Raw genomic sequence first — 18,210 nt, 5'->3', positions numbered from 1 at the left:
ATGAGATGCTCAAAGATATGATGGCTAATTTTGAATTGTATCAGCCCACGGCGATAGACCACGCACTGAATTTAATGGATCGCTATGGCGATGACGGTTGGGTTCTGGCAGGTGGTCAGGATAGTTTTGACTGGTTTAAGGACCGCGCCAAGAAGCCCCGAGCAGTTATCGATATTAACGGTATTGATGATTTGCATGGGATTCGCGAAACAGCCGATGGGATTGAGATTGGCGCGTTGACCACGCTGACGGAGATTGAGACGAGTGCGCTGATTAAAGAGAAATACGGCGTATTGGCCGATGCTGCGCGGCATGTTGCCAGTCCGCAAATTCGCAATGCGGGAACGATCGGGGGCAATGTCTGTCAGGATACGCGATGCTGGTATTATCGGTATGGGCTGGATTGTTATCGCGCGGGCGGGAATACATGTTATGCGGATACGCCCGAGGGAATTGACCGCGAGCATTGTCTTTTTGGGGCGGATCGGTGTATTGCCGTGTCTCCTTCAGATACCGCACCCGCACTTGTTGCCCTCGATGCGCGTATGGTGGTTGTAAATGGCGATGGAGAAAAAGAGGTGCTGGCAGAGAACTTTTTTATTGGTCCAGATGTGGATATTATGCGCATGACGATTTTGCAACCGGGTGATTTGCTCAAGTCTATTGTGATTCCCAACACATGGGCAGGTGCGCGTTTTTATTTTGAAAAGGTGGCCGAAAGGAACACATGGGATTTCGCGCTGGTCAATATTGCCTCTGCAATGAAGGTAGAGAACGACGCGATAGCCGATATCCGCATGGCATGCGGCGGTGTTGCGTGTGTACCGAGGCGCCTGACAGTTGTGGAAGAGGTGGTCAAGGGCAGTCCTCCAAATGGCGCATCTGCCGATCTCGCTGCGAGTGCGGCAACCCGGGGCGCCACGCCGCTGAATTACAATGGGTTTAAGATTCCCCTTATGGAGAGTCTCGTCAAGCGGGTAATACGGGAGAGCTGATGGATATTTTTCGATATACCAGTGATGCCTGGGGACAGCGGGTTTTAGAAGGTCTTTCGTGGGACCTGATCGGGTATTTTGCAGGTGCAGGCGTTGTGTTTATTGTTTTGCATGCGGGTTATATGCACTTTTGGGTGAAAAAAAACGGTCAATGAATGCTCTGCTGAGACATACTCTCGCTACCCGAATCAATCACTGGTTGATGGCAGCGTGTATGATTGCCCTGTTATTGACTGGTTTCTTGCCGATTTTGGGGATCAAGTTTGCGTGGGTGACGCTGCACTGGGTTTCCGGGGTGATTTTTACTGCTTCTGTTTTGTTTCATATTATTTACGCCCTGACCCGGCAAGACTGGCGGTCTATGTGGATCGCACGAGGAGAATTTGCAGATGTTCTTTCCTCGCTGGCGGGTTCGATCAAGGCTTTGAAAGTATCGCCCGGCAAATACTGGCTGATGCAAAAGGTTTATCACCATATTGTGGCGATTATGAGTCTGATTGCCTGTGTGACGGGTATTTTGATGTTGCTTAAAATTGATTCGCCTTTCTGGACGCGGGATCCTTATGTTTTTTCGGGTGAAAGCTGGGGTATTATTTATGTTTTGCACGATTTTTCGGGTCTGTGTTTTATTCCGCTGATTATGATGCATGTTTATTTCGCGATACGGCCCGAGAAACTTTTTTATACGCGATCGATGATTAAAGGATGGATTACAGACGAGGAATATCGCGCACATCACGATCCAAAAAAGTGGGATGCAAAAAGAAAAGGCATATGACGAATGGCAGATGTTTTCTCAGAGTGGGCGCAACATATTGAAGCGATAGAGTCGGGCTATGAATTGATGTTGGCTTATGCCGCACAAGGTATAGAAGGAGATGACGGGCCAGATTCTCAGATTCGACACGCGCTAAAAGAGATGAATAACGCGCTCGACAATCTGGGAGAATCCGCAGCGTTTATCGCAAGGGAAAGAGGACTTGCGGATTATCGAGATTTTTTGGATGAGATGAATGCCGATGCGAAAAGAGCACAGGCGGGCATTAAACTCGTGCTGGGCAAGCCCGCCATCAGTTCCCAGTTGATCGACAACTTAAATGCCTCTATCCATTTGCGCGCGCTGCTGACCGATCTGTTTTTAATTGATGAGGCTTTGAAATAATTATGGTTCAAATTCTACGTGAGGAACATCCCAGGCTATATCATCCCGTCGATGATCCAGATTACAGATTCGAGCCGCCGAAGGATGAGGCGCGAAAACGAATCCTTAAGAATATTCTCGCAGATTGCGAGATTTTTTATTTTCAGCGACCGTGGAAACGAATTCCCGAACGCCCGCACAGTCCGCATCCGTACCACCAGCTATACCTGACGTTCTATACGGGGATGCACGCAACCGCGCTGATAGAGCATTACGCGTTCGCCTGGCGGCTGACGGGAGATCCGCGCTGGTTGAAACGGGCGAGAGATTGGTTGCGTGCGGCAGGGGAATGGGAACATAGTGACCGGGTAGAAGAGCATTTTTATACAGCCAACCGGTATATGCAGGCGTTTGCGCTGGCGCTGGATCTGCTCGACAAGGCGTTGCCCGACATGGAAAAAAAACAGGCGACCGAGTGTTTGGTTCGGATGATGAAACGCTGGTGGCCGGATGTGGAGCGGAACCGATACTCATCGGATGGACGACACCACGCCGTGGTTGACAATGGGCATTTTGGCGTGGCGGCTTTGTATTTGTTGGGAAAACATCCCGATGCGGAAGCCTGGGTATCGGCCGTGATCGATCGGTTTCGCAGCGGAGTGATGCCCTATGGTTGCGGGCGAGATGGTGCACCGGGCGACGGACCTGCGTTCTGGCCGTGGGAAAATTTGTGGATGCTTCACTTCGCCGATGCGCTGCGCAATGTGACGGGGGAAGATCTGTATGAGGCTTTTCCTAAGCGGCTGGAGCGGCCTTTGACGTGGTTTCGATATCATCTGGCACCGCCGCCGGTGATCGAAGACAGGCTGTACTACCCGGAAAATTCAAATGTGATTTCGGGCAGCCAGATAGATGCGTGTTCGGTGACCCTGCTGCGGCTGGCGCAGGAGGCTGGGGACGCCGAGATGCGGGACGTAGCACTTGGCGATCCGAGGCTGGGACGACTCTACCGGTTTGGGATGGGCGTGAAGGGTACGACGGCGGAGTGCATGATCGCATACGCTCCGTACGCTTATTGTTATTATGATCCTGAGTCCCAGGGGTCGAGTCGCAAGATTGTATTGCCGCTTTCAAGAAAATTTACCCGAATGCACTACGGGGAGACCGGATTGCTGCGCAGTGAATGGGACAGGGAGGCTGTGGTCTGTTGTGTGTCGGGATACAAAGGCGGGAGCGCACATGGGTTTATGAACTTACATGTGCAATGGGGCGGATATCCGATTTTAAAGACGATTTCCGCGGAGGAGGCCCAGCCGGTGGCCTGCGGCAGCCTTCCTTTTACGGGTGGGCAAAACGAGATCGTGGCGTTTCTGCGGCGGCTGGATACAGCAGCGCGGTTCGAACGGTTGCGCGTGCGGTCTATTCGAACGGATCATGAATACTGGCTGTTGAAAGGGACTTTTCCAATCCTTGTAACGGCATTGAGACGCCGGAGACGCGGTGTAAGAATTATGCGGAATGGGGGGGAGGGGTTCGTGCGATTGAACGGCCGCGATTACTTGCAGTACGAGAGAGCGCCTTATTTTAATCCCAGGGCAGGTGAATTGCGGATGCGTTTCCGGTTGAACGGCGAGGGAGGGAAAGAAGAGCCAAAGGTTTTGTTTAATACGGGAATCGGCGTGGGAAAAGTCATGGGGAGCCGGGTCAATAATTATTCGCTGGCAATAATGGACGGGGGCGCGCTGACATTTGTTGTGCAGAGCCAGCGGAATACGTCGGTAGAGGTCGTCTCATCGGTGAAAATCGAACCCGATAGGTGGCATGATGCGGTTATCCGATGGGGTGAGTTCAATCGATCGGGAGGCAATCCGTTTATTGAGATCGAGGTGGATGGATGCCGGAACAGGTGCGACGACCGTGCGATTTTTGGTGAACTGGGAGTGGATTCTCAGAATCTGCAGTCGCGTGCAGAACCGAGGACGTTTTACATCAAGTCGAATACGGTGCTGGCGTTTGGGGGCGCAGTGCAGATGCCTGGGACAGGGGTGAAATGCGACCTTGACAGGGTAGATCTGACATGTCCGGGGCGCAGGCGGTTGCTGTTGGATTTTGAGACGGACCTGGGGCCGGAAACCGGAAGTAGTGCGTTGGGCTGGAAGTTAAACCCGGTAGATTTGAGACGGGTCCGGGCAAAACAAGCGCGTTTCGGTGCGGGTGGGCGATCGATCAATGCGTTGCTCCTGTACGGAGAGGATGCCTATTTCGAGAGGGAGGAGGTGCCTTTCGCACCTTCTGGGCTGGCGGCGGGAAGTTTGGTGAGTTTTGTCCCGGGAGCGCGGGATGCGAACACGCGGGTGCAGCTATCAACCCTCGGAGATATTCTGGTTTTTGCTTTTGTAGAGCACCAGGCAAATGCGCAGGTGATACAGAACGAGAATGGATTCGAGATTGGTGTTGAGAAAGAGCGGTACGGGTTCGACGTGAATACGCAGGGAGAAGAGATCCTCACATTGCGCTCATCCGTAACGGGGTAACAGAGCACATAAAGGTCGTAACCTGACTCACGGCCTTTTTTTAAGTATTGCCTATCAGGGGCACTCGCCGCGTGTGAGCCTGCTCTGGATGTCGTCCAATACAGCAGGCACATCCCAGATGCCATCGACGACATAGTGTGCGCCGGACTGATGCATGCGCTGATATACGGTCTCGAGTTGTGTTTGCAGTACTTCGGGATCAAGTTGGTTGATTTCTTCTTCGTTTAGACCGATTTCATTTCCCGTTTTTGCAAGTCCAATAGTCCACATGCCAGCATTGAGACCTTCTTCGATGCCGGGGATTGTGTCATCGACTTTGACACAGGCTGCAAAGGGGTACACCCCCAGTTGCAGGGCATTTTGCACACACATCCACGGTGCTGGACGGCCTTCGGGAACGTCGGTCGCACATACGGTTGCGTCGGGTTCGTAACCTCGTTTTTTGGCTTCTTCCTGCAATAGTGCCATCATTTCGCCTGTATATCCGGTGGTTGATCCTATTTGTAATCCGCGCTTGCGAAACTCGGCAACGGCTTCCAGTGTACCGGGAATTAGATCGGCGTATTCGGCCAGACAACTCAGTTGCAAGGGCACAAATGCTTCAAACATCTCGTCGATATCCGATTCCTGCGGTGGCCGATTGTAGGTATCTTTCCAGCGCTGGTGTACAGATTCGATTTGAGATATTTTGCGAATGTGGACTTTTTTGTGCGCTCCCATCGGTGCACGCGCCTCGGCGATGCTGATGGGTACTCGCATGCGTTCGTACACCTGGCGGAAGACTACGGCGGGCGCGTAACATCCGTAATCCATTGTGGTTCCCGCCCAATCTAACAAGATGGCTTTTAGCGCACCGCGATATGTACGTCGAAAATTAAAATCCATTTTCTGTCCTTTCTGATTTATTAAAAAAATGAAGCGTCTTGTGAAACAGATTACCCACATGGCACCCGGAGCTATTGAGACTGTGCAGTCTTTGTTAGATGACAGAGCCGTGCGGTCTGTTTTTGTTGTGGCTGATCGCACAGCCTACGATAGGTCCGGTGCAAAAATATATATAGAATCCGCATTACAGGGGCGCGTCCAGGCCATCTTTGATGATTTCGCGCCCAATCCCAAATACGCCGATGTAGTGCGCGGTGTCAAATTCTGGCACGCACATCCATGTGATATGATGATTGCCATAGGTGGCGGATCTGCAATTGATATGGCCAAGCTCATTGGCATTTGCGGTACACATCGCGGACAATACCGCGAACTTCTCACAGGGAATATACCGATTCTGGATAAGGTTGCGCCATTAATCGCCATTCCCTCCACAGCGGGTACAGGGAGTGAAGCGACGCATTTTGCTGTGGTTTATGTCGGGGAACAAAAATATTCTGTTGCGCACGCCAATGTGTTACCCGACTACGCAATTATCGATCCCAATCTGACAGATAATTTGCCGCCTTCTATTACCGCACATACGGGACTGGACGCACTGTCACAGGCTGTGGAATCTTTGTGGAGTGTGAATGCCACCGCGCAATCGCGTATTTTTGCAAGTGAAGCTCTGACACTGGTGCTCGGTAATATCGAGGCCGCGGTTCACCGTCCCACACCCGATGTGCGCGCCAATATGTGTCGCGCTGCCCATCTATCTGGCAAAGCGATCAATATCAGCAAGACCACAGCGCCTCACGCGATTTCCTATACACTCACATCTCAATTTGGCGTGCCTCACGGTTTGGCTGTGGCTCTGACATTGGGGGCAGTTTTAATATACAACAATGGGGTAACCCGTGGTGATTGTTGGCACCCCAAAGGTGTTGCTCAAGTTCAGAAAGACATCAGAGAGATCAACAGGCTGATAGGGGTTGCGAGTTCTGAAGAAGCGCGAAAACGCATTGATGATCTCATCAGTGCCATTGGTTGTCCAACCCGCCTGCAACAGGTCGGTGTGGATACCGATGCCGACCTGGAAATACTTGTGCAGAATGTCAATACGGAACGCCTGAAAAACAATCCCCGCGCCCTGTCGCAGTTTGAGCTAAGACAGATACTTCGAGAAATTCATTAAATCAAGAGATATTATGGCAGAGGCTTTAAGAGAGGTCGAGACAACACGCGATCATCAGACCCGGTCGCCGATTTCGGTGTGGTCGCTGTCGATTGGTATTGTATTGACGGTGCTGGCGACGAATGCGGGGTCTTATGCGCGATTTATTTTGCACGCGACCCGTCTGGATCAAAATCACCTGTCAATGGCGGCGGTTGTGCCTTTGATGGTGCTGGTGTTGTTTGCAAATCGATTCTTGAAGTTGAGCCGGGGTGAATTGATTGTCATTTTTGTGATGCCATTGATCGGGGCCACGATGCCGACGTATTTCATCGGCAAGATGGTCGCAAATTTCACAGTACCCCATTATCTGTCTTCCCCGGAGAACCAGTGGGCGGTGTATTACGAGACGCTTTTGCCAGCGTGGACCGTGGTGCCGGGTGGGGAGGGTCTGAGGTGGTTTTTTGAAGGGCTACCGCGCGGTGCGTCTATTCCGTGGATGATATGGCTGGTGCCGGTTTTCTGGTGGATGACGGTAATTGTCGCCTACTATGGGTGCGCTTTGTGTTTGATGGTGATTTTGCGAAAGCAATGGGTGGAGAACGAGCGGATTGAATATCCTTTGATGGAAGTTCCGCTGGCGGTGTTGGAAGAGCCGAAAGAGAAGGGCTTTTTCCGTATTCCGATTCTGAATCTGCCGCTTTTCTGGATTGGATTTGGATTGACGCTTTTCTGGGTGTTGTGGAATGTGATCAATCATTTTAACCCTTCGTTCCCACAGATCCCCTGGCGTTATCCCAATGTTGTGTTCGACCGGGTATTTCCGCCTATTTCGATGCGTATGTACCCGGTCGTGGCAGGGTTTGCCTATTTTATCAAGCTGGATATTCTGTTCAGTCTGTGGTTTTTCAACTTTTTTACCACAATGGAAATGGGCCTTTTCAACCGATTGGGTTATAAGGAGGCCATTTTTGACGAATACTCTACGAATCCGCTTTCGATTGGGGCGCAATCGCACGGTGCAATTATTGTGATTGTTCTCGTCGGATTCTGGATGGGGCGGGAACATCTGAAAAATGTATTTCGCAAGGCGTTTTACAATGATTCAGAAGTAGATGACTCAGGCGAGATTATGTCTTATCGCACTGCCGCATTTGGATTGATTGGGAGTGCGATTTACCTTGCGGTGTGGCATTATAAGACGGGAATGGAGTTGAAGTTTATCCCGCTGTTCCTTTTTGGCGTGCTGGTGATGTATTTGGGACAAACCCGTCTGATTGCAGAGGCCGGGTTGATTTCGCTTCGCGCAGCGATGTGTCCGCAAATTTTTGCATCGATCATGCTCGGTATTGATTCTTTAGCATCGCGCACGCTCGTTTCTGTCGCTATCTCTCATTCGTGGTGTAGCGATATCAAGACGACGATTATGCCCGCGCTGGGGCATTCGACAAAGTTATTCGATACCATCCAGACGAATAGGCGACGCTTGCTCTGGGTTCTGATCCTGGCGATGGGTGTGGGCGTGTTTGCCACATTTTTGTACACGATTTATATGGGCTATGTGAATGGTGCCGCCAATTACGGTGGAATTTTTACCGGTGAACTGGCGCGCTGGCCCTGGGATGATCTGGTCAAGAAGTCGAAGGATCCGTGGGGCAGAAATTGGGAGTTGATCGGTTTTTTGTCGGGCGGGGCGGCATTTACTTTGCTCCTGATGTTTGTGCGCTATCGCTTTCCCGGTTTCCCTTTTCACCCTCTTGGATTTGCCGCTGGTCCAGTGGGTCCCGTGCGATATGTCGTTCTCCCAATTTTTCTGGCGTGGTTTGCCAAAGCTATTATTCTCAGAATTGGCGGTGCCCAGGCGTATCGGACAGCGCGACCCTTTTTTATCGGTCTGATTCTCGGGCATTTTATGGGGGCAGGTACTTCGTTTGTCATCGATATGATCTGGTTTCCCGGGCAGGGACACAATATTCCGTTTTCAGATTGGTAACATTTATAGATCCCTCATACAGTAAATTCCGGGCGTCCCAGTGCATCGGTGGAGTTTTGGCGTTGGTAGATGGGAATTTCGCCGCTGGCATCTTCGAGAATACGGTGTTTTGCCCGTGCGATTCTATCTGCGGATCTTTCGGCAATGTTCTGGGTGCAGTCCGGGTCTGATGCCAGGTCGAAGACGCGAGGCCCAGAAAAGTCCGCCTGAGAAAAGAACCATGTGGTCTGGTCTTTGTACCAGACGGAATTGCCGTAGCGGCATGTTAGATAGTCTCGCTCACTGAAGGTTCCCGAGGATTCAACGATGGGTAGTAAGCTCTGTCCGTCGATTTCTCCAATCGGTGAGACGCCGGAAATGTCGAGCACTGTTGCGGGTATATCGAGGGTATAGACAAAGTCGTCGGATATGCTTCCGGCACCTTTGTTTTGTGGGTGTCGCAAGATCATCGGAATGCACATGGTGCCCGGATACATGTAGTCTGCGGGTTTGCCGATTATGCCTTCGGTATTGTCGGCGAAATTTGTGCCGTGGTCGCTGAGAAAAATGACCATGGTATTGTCCCGCAAGCCCACTCTGTCGATTGTATCGACCAATCGTCCAAACCAGGTATCCACCATTGTAACGAGTCCGGCATAATTGGCGCGAATAGAAGTGAGCCGATCTTCGTAGTCGGGATTGGCGTTCAAGGGACCATAAGGTACATTGAGACAGATGGGTACTCTATTTTCGCGGCTACCATACAGGTCGTAGTAATGGAGCGGGGCTTCCCAGGTTTCGTGGGGGGTGAAGCTATCGACGTAGAGGTAAAAGGGCGTGTTTGAAGCGTTTTGCTCGAGGAACTCAATGGCAGCGCGAAACGTCCTCGCTGCAGGCCATGTCTCTTCGGGACGCTGGGGTTGCACATTGACCAGATGGGCGCGGATCAGGTTCTCGGCTTGTCCTTTTCTGAGCTTGTAACATTCGATCAATGCCGGGTCTGCTGCGGCTATGGCGCGATAGCGGTCCTCTGCCTGGCCGCGAATGAATTCCCATTGGCGAAAGCCCCGCGTAAAATTCATTCCAGGGACAAAGTAATGGGGGACATCGGCAAAGAATCCGGTGTGATAACCAGCCTGCACGAGGGCTTCGGCGATTGTACCTTCATCACCCGACATGGGCTGCCATCCGGCGATATAGACATTGTCCCAGGGAACGGGGGTATAGTCTTTGAAGGGGAAGGCTCGGCACCCGGTGTGAAGGGTTCGCCGCGTCGGGATGGTGGGCAGACACTCGGGATGGGCATTGGTGAAGCGCACGCCTTCTTGGGCAAATTGGTCGAGATTTGGCGTGTGGATCCAGTCGTTTCCATAAGCACCCAGGAATGATGTGCGAAATGTATCGGCTACGATGACGACAATGTTCATAGGGTCTGACATTGGGGATCTCCTTAGAGCTGCGTGTAAAAGTGTTAAAACTGTTTATCCAGGTGTATTTGGTTCATTTCCCCAGGGGAATGATTCCACTCGTAGAAATCGGTCCACATCTGACAGGGCGATTTTCACGCCCCTTTGCTTTGAGGAGTGGTGGATGGCAAATCCGATCTCTGTGGCTCTGAGCGCATGATGGATGTCACAGGCCGTGCGATCACCCGTTTCGATAGCTTGCACGAGATCGCGCACCATTGCAGGTCCCGTCGGCCATGAGTCTTCGTCTGTGGGAAGGCTGAGGCGTTGGTAAGTATTTTCTCGATAGAGATGGGCATGCGTTGCGTCAGAGAAGATGGATAAATGACCTTTTGTTCCAGTGATTTGAAAACTGGGGCCTTTGCCGCCATCCATTGTGATATAGGCGACTACATCGTTATCCAGACCAATTTGGGCACGTGCAGGCGGGTCGAGTTTGCGGCGTTCATCGTCTGAATCGCCGTGTTCAATCAGACCACTGACCCATAAGGGTTCGGGATCGCCCAGTAGCCCCAGCAAGGCGTCGTACCAATGACAACCGTGGTTGATGGTGTTGGGCAGTCCATAAGCGACGAGACTCGTGATGGTTCCGATCAGATCGCTCATGTTCTCGCGAAGGTGGCGATAGGGGAGAGACCAGCGCCGGTCAAGGCCAAAGCAGAGGGGGATGTCCGCACACGCAGATATAATGCGATCCATTTCCGCAAGGGTTGTAGCCAGAGGCTTGTCGCAGAGAATACCCCGAACGCCTGCTGCGGCAGCGCCTTCGATCTGATCGGCGTGCATGGTCTGGCGTGTTGCAATGCAGATTACATCTGGTTTAATTTCTTTGAGCATGTGTTCATAGTTACCAAAGGTTGGGATATCGCCCCAAACGTCTTGCCAGCAGGTGACAAATTCCGCTCGCGTTTCCGCGCCGTAATCGAATACACCAACGATCTCAGTTTCCGGAATGGCTCGAAAAGCCGCGGCAAAATTGTGATGGGTCAAATCGTGTAGCAGCATGCGGTGGCAGCCCGCAATGGCGACTCTCAGTGTGTTTTCTTTGGCCATTTCTATGGTCCTCCTGTAAACGTATTTTACGTATCGAAATCCAAAGTAATATATCCAGTAACAAGAGTAAAGAACTGAAACACCGTAAATGCCAAATGAGATTCAGGACTTGCCTGCCCTATGATTTTATTTATTTTTGTACGCGATATATTTCAGAAATAATCACCTCAATATTTGGAGTGTTAATATGGCAGTTAAACAGTTTGAACCCGGAGAAACAAAAGTCGCGATGGATGAAGCGGGAAATTCGGTATATCTCGATGTGCGCACGGAAATGGAATTTGCCCAGGGGCATCCCGAAGGCGCTATCAATATCCCCATTGCAGTTCCCGGCCCGGCGGGAATGGTACCAAATCCCGATTTTTTGACTGTTGTGCAAAAAACACTGCCCGATAAAGAACAGCCCATTTTTTGTGGCTGTCAGAGCGGGATGCGTTCTCAGATGGCTGCGGATTTGATGGCGCGGTTGGGGTATTCAAATTTGGCCAATGTTCAGGGCGGCTTTGGCGGAAAAGTCGAAAATGGCGTTCTCGTCGTGGTGGGATGGCGCGATTCCAATTTGCCTGTCGAAACCGATGTTAATGAGTCCAATTCTTATGCGAGTATTAAAGCGCGGGCAGAGTCGTAGAGAATTGTTAGAACATACAAAACCATCAGGTGTTTCATTTGATGGAAAATGGAATATGAATCCTGTTCAATATTGTGGCAGAGGCACTTACGAGTGATAAAGCCAAAGGACACACAAGCGCGCGAGGCATTTGTTGCAGCAGCAGATTTGCAGGCCAGGACTCAGGTCTTGGATCTCGGCTGGGAGGGAGACTGTCTCGAATGCTTGCGGGAAACAGGTGCCCGGGTGACTTTTGTGGGGGAGGATATTCGCGCTGTGCAAAAAACAGAAGCACTTCGGATAAACGGGGTGCTCAGTGCAATGCCGGCACAGGTGATTTCCGACGCGCGTGTCGTATTTTACAAACCCGCCCAAAGGTCTGCCAAGGGACAGGTATTTGAATGGATTGATCAGGGCTTTCAGGCACTTGAAATGGGCGGCGCACTTTATCTGGCGGGCCAGCGCAATCGCGGCATTAGAAGTTATGTCGCGTATTTGCAAGCGGTTTTTGGCAATAGCAGACGTGCAGGGCGCGTGGGCAGAGTGGAAATTTATAGCGCGACTAAGAAGCAAGATGATCCTTGTCAGGCACCGGTTGAGAATCGAATGACATTTGAACTGTGCGATTTGCCGGGCAGTCCATATAGCATTGAAACCCGTGCGGGCGTTTTTTCACGGGATGGACTCGATGACGGGACGAGATTGCTGATCGACTGCATGAAAGTTCGTCCTGCAGACCATGTGCTGGACTGGGGGTGTGGCTGGGGCGCACTCGGCATGGTTGCTGCGCGTCTATCTGCAAAAGGTAGCGCAACGCTCATCGATTCGAATATTCGAGCTGTTTCCTGTGCGGAGGAAAATTTGAGGCGAAATCGAATTTGCAATGCGGTAGTGCGTGTGGGTGATGCTCGCATTATTGATCTATGCGAGAAATTCGATCTTATTGTTTCCAATCCGCCCTTTCACGATGGCAATGCTGCGTCACACCCCCTTGTAGAAGGTGCTTTTCGAGCACTGAGACCGGGAGGACGTTTAATGCTTGTTGTGATGCGTCCAGAAGCGTATTTGAAACACATCCAAAGGGTTTTTGGGCAAGGGGAGGTCGTGGCTCAAAAAGATGGGTATGTCGTTCTTGAGGCTCATATTGGGAACTAATGTATCACACAGGCGTCTATCGCAATGAAGTATAAGGTCAGATAGTTGTCCTGGGCTTCCGCAAGTGTTCTGTCTGGTCCCCTCCCACCAGATTGGGCATCTCGCGGAAGCCCGCTTTTTTGTGGTTGACACATCGTTTTTCAGAACGTTAATTCTCTCCCGCCAAAAGGCTTGACAGTCTGGAACTTCGGTTGTATTCTTAGCTTCTTAGAAAAATTCAAAAGCATCTAAAATCTGTGGTTTTAATCAAAGAGGAGGAAAATTTTGAACGCATTTGATTATGAAGCACCCCAGTCTGTAGATGAGGCTATTTCTCTGCTCAGCGCGGGAAATGGCAATGTCGGCATTCTGGCTGGTGGCACGGACTTGATCGCGCAGTTGAAGGAGGGGCGCCAGATCGATTTGATGATCGATCTCAAGCAGATTCCCGAAGCAACGGCGTTGAGTTTTGATGAGGACAGCGGTTTGAGCATTGGCGCGGCAACACCGTGTTCCAAAATTTACAGTTACGATGTTGTCAAAAACCGTTATCCCGCTCTTGTAGATTGTACTTCGCTCATCGGTTCTATTCAGATTCAAAACCGCGGATCTATTGGAGGCAATTTCTGCAATGCCTCGCCCGCAGCGGACACCCCACCTGCTGTTATTGTTCTGGGCAGCACATGTCGTATTGCGGGGCCAAATGGCACGCGAGAAGTTGCTGCAGAGGATTTCTTTACCGGTCCCGGGCAAAGTGTTCTTCAATCCGGCGAGTTTCTCGTTTCTATTCAGGTGCCAACTCCGGCTGCTAATTCGGGAGCATTTTTCCTGCGATTTATTCCGCGCAATGAAATGGATATTGCAGTCGCCAATGCTGCGGCTTCTGTGGTTTTGGACAGCGATAAAGCGACTATTCAAGAGGCGCGGGTGGCAATTGGGGCTGTTGCCCCCACACCCTTGCTCGTTGCCGATGCGGGCGCAGCACTTGAGGGGCAATCGGTAGATGATGAAGATGCTATAGAAGCGGCGTGTGCGGCATCGCGCGCGGCTGCCAGGCCAATTAGCGATATGCGAGGAACTATCGAACAGCGGGTTCACCTGTCCGGCGTTTTGACGCGCCGCGCCATTCAGGGGGCCATTCAAAGAGCAAAGGAGTCTTGATCGCATGCCAGGAAAAGTTCACGTTACAACGACAATTAATGGAGAATCGGTCGAGTTTTTGTGCGAACCTCGGCAGACAATTCTCGAAGTTTTGCGGGATCAACTCGATCTTACGGGCACGAAAGAGGGTTGCAGCAATGGCAACTGTGGCGCGTGTAGCATACTGGTCAATGGACAGGTTATCGATTCCTGCCTGATGATGGCTGTCGAAGCCGAAGGGCAGGAACTCCTGACGATTGAAGGCGTTGCAAGTGCCGATGGTTTGCATCCTCTCCAGCAAAAATTTCTCGAACACGCAGCCCTTCAGTGCGGCATTTGCACCCCGGGCTTTATTGTGGCTGCCAAGGCATTGCTCGATCAAGAGTCCGATCCTTCGGAAGAACGCATTCGGTTATACTTAGCGGGAAATCTGTGCCGTTGCACGGGGTATGACAAAATCGTTCGCGCGGTGCAAGACGCCGCGTCTGAAATGGCCGAATAGGGAGGTGATCCCATAATGGCGACAAAAACAGAAGATTATCTGGGCATTACGGATTACAAAGTTATTGGCACCCGTCCGATACGGCACGATGGCGTCGATAAAGTCGTTGGTCGGGCAAAATACGGTGCAGATATCGATATGGCAGGCATGTTGCACGGAGCAGTTGTGCGCAGCCCACATGCACATGCGCGGATCAAATCAATAGATACGAGCAAGGCAGAAGCGCTTGCAGGTGTAAAAGCCGTGATTACGGTTGACGACCTGCCATTGCAAGAAGACAAAATTGAAGATCTGGGTGAAGGTGCTGCTAATCTCAGGCACCTGCGCGCAAATGTGCTGGCCGATGGCAAGGTATTGTATCACGGCCATGCAGTTGCAGCGGTTGCCGCTACAGATATTCACACAGCACAAGAAGCAGTTGATTTAATTGATGTCGAATACGAGGTGTTGCAACCCGTTTTGACTGTCCACGAAGCCATGGAAGAGAACGCGCCTTTGCTTCTGGAAGACCAGACCACGCAGTCGCTGGGCGAAGATACGGGTCAAAAGAGCAATGTTTGTACCCATTTTCGCCACGAATTGGGCGACGTGGAGAAGGGATTTGCAGAGGCGGACCTCGTTATTGAGCGAGAATTTGACACAGCGACGGTTCACCAGGGGTATATTGAACCCCAAAATGCCACGGCCTTGTGGGGTGCCGATGATCAGATTACGGTGTGGTGCAGCACGCAGGGCGCATTTACCGTGCGCGAACAGACCGCGCAGATCCTGGATGTACCGGTTTCGCAAGTCAAAGTTGTTCCCATGGAAATTGGCGGTGGCTTCGGGGGCAAAATCCGGATTTATCTCGAGCCTCTGGCCGCAACTATGTCGAGAAAGACCGGGCACCCCGTCAAGATGGTCATGAGTCGCACAGAAGTTTTGCAGGCAACAGGCCCGACCGCTGGCTCTTTTATCAAGTGCAAAATGGGCGTTGACAAAGCGGGTAAGCTCGTCGCTGCATATGCGTATATGGCGTATGAGTCGGGCGGTTTTCCCGGCAGTTGGGCAGCTCCTGGTGCCATGTGCATTTTCGCGCCCTACAATATTCCCAATGTGCTGATTGACGGATACGAGGTGCTGGTCAATAAACCGCAGACCATGGCCTATCGGGCACCCGGCGCAACCAATGCCGCTTTTGCTTCCGAAACGATTATCGACGAGCTTTGCGAACAAATGGGTGTTGATCCACTCGAGTTTCGGCTCAAAAATTCTGCCAGAGAAGGCACGCGACGCGCAGATGGTCCGGTTTATCCGCGAATTGGTAACGAGGAATGCGTCAAAACAGCTCTTGCTTCAGATCACTATACGACACAAGTCAGTGGTAAAAACCGCGGGCGCGGGATCGCTTCGGGTTTCTGGTTCAATGTGGGTTTGAAGTCGAGTGCTGCTGCCAGTGTAAATTCAGATGGCACGGTCAGTCTGGTCGAGGGTTCTACGGATATTGGAGGAACCCGAACATCTATTGCGATGCAATTGGCCGAAGTGCTCGGCATCAGGGCCGAAGACGTCAAGCCACAGGTCGTTGATACGGATTCTATCGGCGATACAGATGTGACTGGCGGAAGCCGCACGACATTTGCAACCGGGTGGGCGGCCTATCAGTGCGCCCTGGACATCAAGGAGCAGTTGATTGAACGCGCGGCTAAATTGTGGGAGATCTCGACTGATGATGTGGCTTTTGACGATGGCACATTTTCTTCATCTGATTCTTCTAAGACCATCTCGTTCAAAGAGTTGGCTGGAATGCTTGACGAAACAGGTGGTCCCGTTATGGGCAGGGCAACCGTAAATCCGTCCGGCGTGGGTGGCGCTTTTGCGGTAATGATTGTCGATATTGAGGTCGATACCGAAACGGGCAAAGTAGAAATTTTGCGCGTCTCTATGATTCAAGATGCTGGCAAAGCTGTTTATCCCAGTTATGTCGAAGGACAAATGCAGGGGGGCACAGCACAGGGTATTGGCTGGGCACTCAACGAAGAATACGCCTATAATGGGGATGGGCTTTTGACCAATGCGAGTTTGCTCGATTATCGAATGCCCACCTGTCTCGATTTGCCCATGATTGAAACCCATATCGTCGAAGTGCCAAATCCCGGTCACCCCTATGGTGTGCGAGGGGTGGGAGAAGTGCCGATTGTTCCACCTGCTGCGGCAGTTGCAAATGCGATTTACGATGCCGTGGGTGTGAGACTGACAAATTTGCCCATGTCGCCAGGCGAAGTTCTCAAGGCATTGTGGGCAAAAAATGGAGGAAATGGGACAGCTTGATTTGTGAGGAATTGAATAGACATCCAATCCAAAGGAAAGGGGGTAACATGAATCGAGTGATTTCAATATTCGCTGCCTGGGGACTGGCAGCCCTGATGGTGCTGTGTGTTCCTCAGATGGCCGATGCCCTGGGGTTGCATGTCAAAGCGGGGGTGAGCCTGACGCGCGAACCTCAGTTTGACACCTTTTATGGTATGGGTGGCCAGTTTGACTCCCACCGATGGATGATCGGAGGCAATCTCGATCTGGGATCTGTTATGTTGCCCAAATTGCATCTGCTTCCGGGTATGGATATCGCGGTACAGGAGAATTTGCGCGTTTATGCCGTCAATCTGGATGTCGTTTACTTTTTTCATCAAACGCCGGTAGGACGGGCCTATTTCGGCGGTGGTTTTGGAACCCACTTCTTTCGCCCCCAAACACCATCTGATGCTATAGAACCTGATTCAGCGGGAGAAGCAACTGCAGAAGGCCCCCAGAACGATACCAAAATCAGCTTAAATTTGCCATTGGGGTATCAGCGCAAATTGAGTCCGATGCTGGCCTGGTTCGGCGAGATGAAGCTCATCATTGCCGATGATGAAAAAGATAGCGCATTGCAATTCACAGTTGGTTTTCGCTTTGGTAATGAATAGGAAGGATTTATGGCGAGTAGTGAACGTAGAAAAGAGCTTCGCCGAAGGCGACAGAGGCGAAAAAAACGCCTTAAAGCGCGCCGTCGAGAAGCGAGAGGTGGGAAGTAAAAAATATATAGGTCAGCAGGGCATATAGAATAAGAACCCTTGCCATATATGCGATTTTTTGTACATTAGTAGAGAATCGGATCAGACCTATAATGTCATTTCTCTGGAGGTTTTTCAATGGCTAATCCCAAAGTCATCGCCTATTTGAAGCCAGTTTGCGGTTGGAGCGGTGGTGTGCGCGCAGTGCTGGCAAAATATGGGCTGGAGTACGAAGACCGCGATATCATTAACAATCCCGATAACTATCGCGAGATGGTTATAAAGAGTGGGCAGCCCTTACAGCCCTGTGTGCAGATTGGGGATACCATGCTGGCCGATATCAGCGGTGATGAGTTAGAAGGTTGGTTAATCCAAAATGGATATCAGCCCGGAGGTCCAGATCCCTCGGTTCCAACGGATCGTTCCTGTACAGATGAAGAGCATGAAGCAATGGCGCGTGCTGCACAGCAACCGACCATTGCGAACCCTCACTTTGGTCGATAAAAACAAGGTGGTGGCTATTTATCTCGAGGCGATCCTTTAAGGGTCGCCTTTTTTTTTGAATAAGAGCCATTTGCACACGCTTTTATATT

The 18,210-nt window shown here is 51.3% G+C and carries 17 protein-coding genes; 14 read left to right on the top strand and 3 right to left on the bottom strand.

What is annotated here, in order from left to right:
• Window positions 1-5: 5 nt before the first annotated feature.
• The 5 genes from OXH16_00455 to OXH16_00435 are packed head-to-tail and all read left to right on the top strand — an operon-like array spanning window position 6 to window position 4,670.
• Window positions 6-995 carry a xanthine dehydrogenase family protein subunit M gene (locus tag OXH16_00455; protein ID MCY3679834.1) on the top strand — a complete coding sequence of 330 codons (990 nt, stop codon included), beginning with the start codon at window positions 6-8 and terminating at the stop codon, window positions 993-995.
• Window positions 995-1,150: a hypothetical protein gene (locus OXH16_00450; GenBank protein MCY3679833.1), complete on the top strand. Its 156-nt coding sequence runs from the start codon at window positions 995-997 to the stop codon at window positions 1,148-1,150. The genes OXH16_00455 and OXH16_00450 overlap by 1 nt, the downstream gene beginning before the upstream one ends.
• Window positions 1,147-1,773, top strand: a complete 627-nt coding sequence (locus OXH16_00445) for a cytochrome b/b6 domain-containing protein (protein ID MCY3679832.1) — start codon at window positions 1,147-1,149, stop codon at window positions 1,771-1,773. Before OXH16_00450 ends, OXH16_00445 begins: the two co-directional genes overlap by 4 nt.
• Window positions 1,774-1,776: 3 nt before the next feature.
• Entirely contained in the window at window positions 1,777-2,157 is a 381-nt protein-coding gene (locus OXH16_00440) for a hypothetical protein (protein MCY3679831.1), read from the top strand.
• Window positions 2,158-2,159: 2 nt separating this feature from the next.
• On the top strand, window positions 2,160-4,670 hold the full coding sequence (locus tag OXH16_00435; GenBank protein ID MCY3679830.1) for a hypothetical protein: 2,511 nt from the start codon (window positions 2,160-2,162) through the stop codon (window positions 4,668-4,670).
• Between the two features lie 54 nt (window positions 4,671-4,724).
• On the opposite strand, the gene OXH16_00430 is transcribed toward OXH16_00435, so the two are convergent.
• Complete coding sequence (locus OXH16_00430; GenBank protein ID MCY3679829.1) at window positions 4,725-5,555, bottom strand: phosphonoacetaldehyde hydrolase; 831 nt, start codon at window positions 5,553-5,555, stop codon at window positions 4,725-4,727.
• Window positions 5,556-5,595: 40 nt separating this feature from the next.
• Here OXH16_00430 and OXH16_00425 point away from each other — a divergent pair, with 40 nt between their 5' ends.
• Both OXH16_00425 and OXH16_00420 read left to right on the top strand, forming a co-directional pair.
• A complete protein-coding gene (locus OXH16_00425; protein MCY3679828.1) occupies window positions 5,596-6,732 on the top strand; it encodes a phosphonoacetaldehyde reductase in 1,137 nt (378 codons plus the stop codon).
• Between the two features lie 13 nt (window positions 6,733-6,745).
• Window positions 6,746-8,704: a hypothetical protein gene (locus tag OXH16_00420; protein MCY3679827.1), complete on the top strand. Its 1,959-nt coding sequence runs from the start codon at window positions 6,746-6,748 to the stop codon at window positions 8,702-8,704.
• Window positions 8,705-8,718: 14 nt separating this feature from the next.
• Here the strand turns inward: OXH16_00420 and OXH16_00415 are convergent, their stop codons facing one another.
• Together OXH16_00415 and OXH16_00410 are read right to left on the bottom strand one after the other, a co-directional pair.
• The gene (locus OXH16_00415; GenBank protein MCY3679826.1) at window positions 8,719-10,122 is read right to left on the bottom strand and encodes a sulfatase; all 1,404 of its coding nucleotides are present in this window, start codon (window positions 10,120-10,122) and stop codon (window positions 8,719-8,721) included.
• A 42-nt stretch (window positions 10,123-10,164) separates the two neighbouring features.
• A complete protein-coding gene (locus OXH16_00410; protein ID MCY3679825.1) occupies window positions 10,165-11,202 on the bottom strand; it encodes a Gfo/Idh/MocA family oxidoreductase in 1,038 nt (345 codons plus the stop codon).
• 187 nt (window positions 11,203-11,389) lie between these two features.
• On the opposite strand from OXH16_00410, the gene OXH16_00405 reads away from it, so the two are divergent.
• From OXH16_00405 to OXH16_00375, 7 genes are all read left to right on the top strand, one after another.
• Window positions 11,390-11,830, top strand: coding sequence for a rhodanese-like domain-containing protein (locus OXH16_00405; GenBank protein ID MCY3679824.1), 441 nt, complete (start codon window positions 11,390-11,392; stop codon window positions 11,828-11,830).
• Window positions 11,831-11,923: 93 nt separating this feature from the next.
• Window positions 11,924-12,964, top strand: a complete 1,041-nt coding sequence (locus OXH16_00400; GenBank protein ID MCY3679823.1) for a methyltransferase — start codon at window positions 11,924-11,926, stop codon at window positions 12,962-12,964.
• Between the two features lie 264 nt (window positions 12,965-13,228).
• Window positions 13,229-14,104, top strand: a complete 876-nt coding sequence (locus OXH16_00395) for a xanthine dehydrogenase family protein subunit M (GenBank protein MCY3679822.1) — start codon at window positions 13,229-13,231, stop codon at window positions 14,102-14,104.
• 4 nt (window positions 14,105-14,108) lie between these two features.
• Window positions 14,109-14,585, top strand: a complete 477-nt coding sequence (locus tag OXH16_00390; GenBank protein ID MCY3679821.1) for a (2Fe-2S)-binding protein — start codon at window positions 14,109-14,111, stop codon at window positions 14,583-14,585.
• Between the two features lie 15 nt (window positions 14,586-14,600).
• Entirely contained in the window at window positions 14,601-16,895 is a 2,295-nt protein-coding gene (locus OXH16_00385) for a xanthine dehydrogenase family protein molybdopterin-binding subunit (GenBank protein MCY3679820.1), read from the top strand.
• A gap of 47 nt (window positions 16,896-16,942) precedes the next feature.
• Window positions 16,943-17,530 carry a hypothetical protein gene (locus tag OXH16_00380; GenBank protein ID MCY3679819.1) on the top strand — a complete coding sequence of 196 codons (588 nt, stop codon included), beginning with the start codon at window positions 16,943-16,945 and terminating at the stop codon, window positions 17,528-17,530.
• A 225-nt stretch (window positions 17,531-17,755) separates the two neighbouring features.
• Entirely contained in the window at window positions 17,756-18,121 is a 366-nt protein-coding gene (locus tag OXH16_00375; GenBank protein MCY3679818.1) for a glutaredoxin, read from the top strand.
• Window positions 18,122-18,210: the final 89 nt, after the last annotated feature.

This window comes from Gemmatimonadota bacterium, from assembly GCA_026705765.1.
GTDB lineage: Bacteria > Latescibacterota > UBA2968 > UBA2968 > UBA2968 > VXRD01.
The sequence above is the reverse complement of the archived record's forward strand: the minus strand, read 5'-3'. Positions and strand labels throughout refer to the sequence as shown.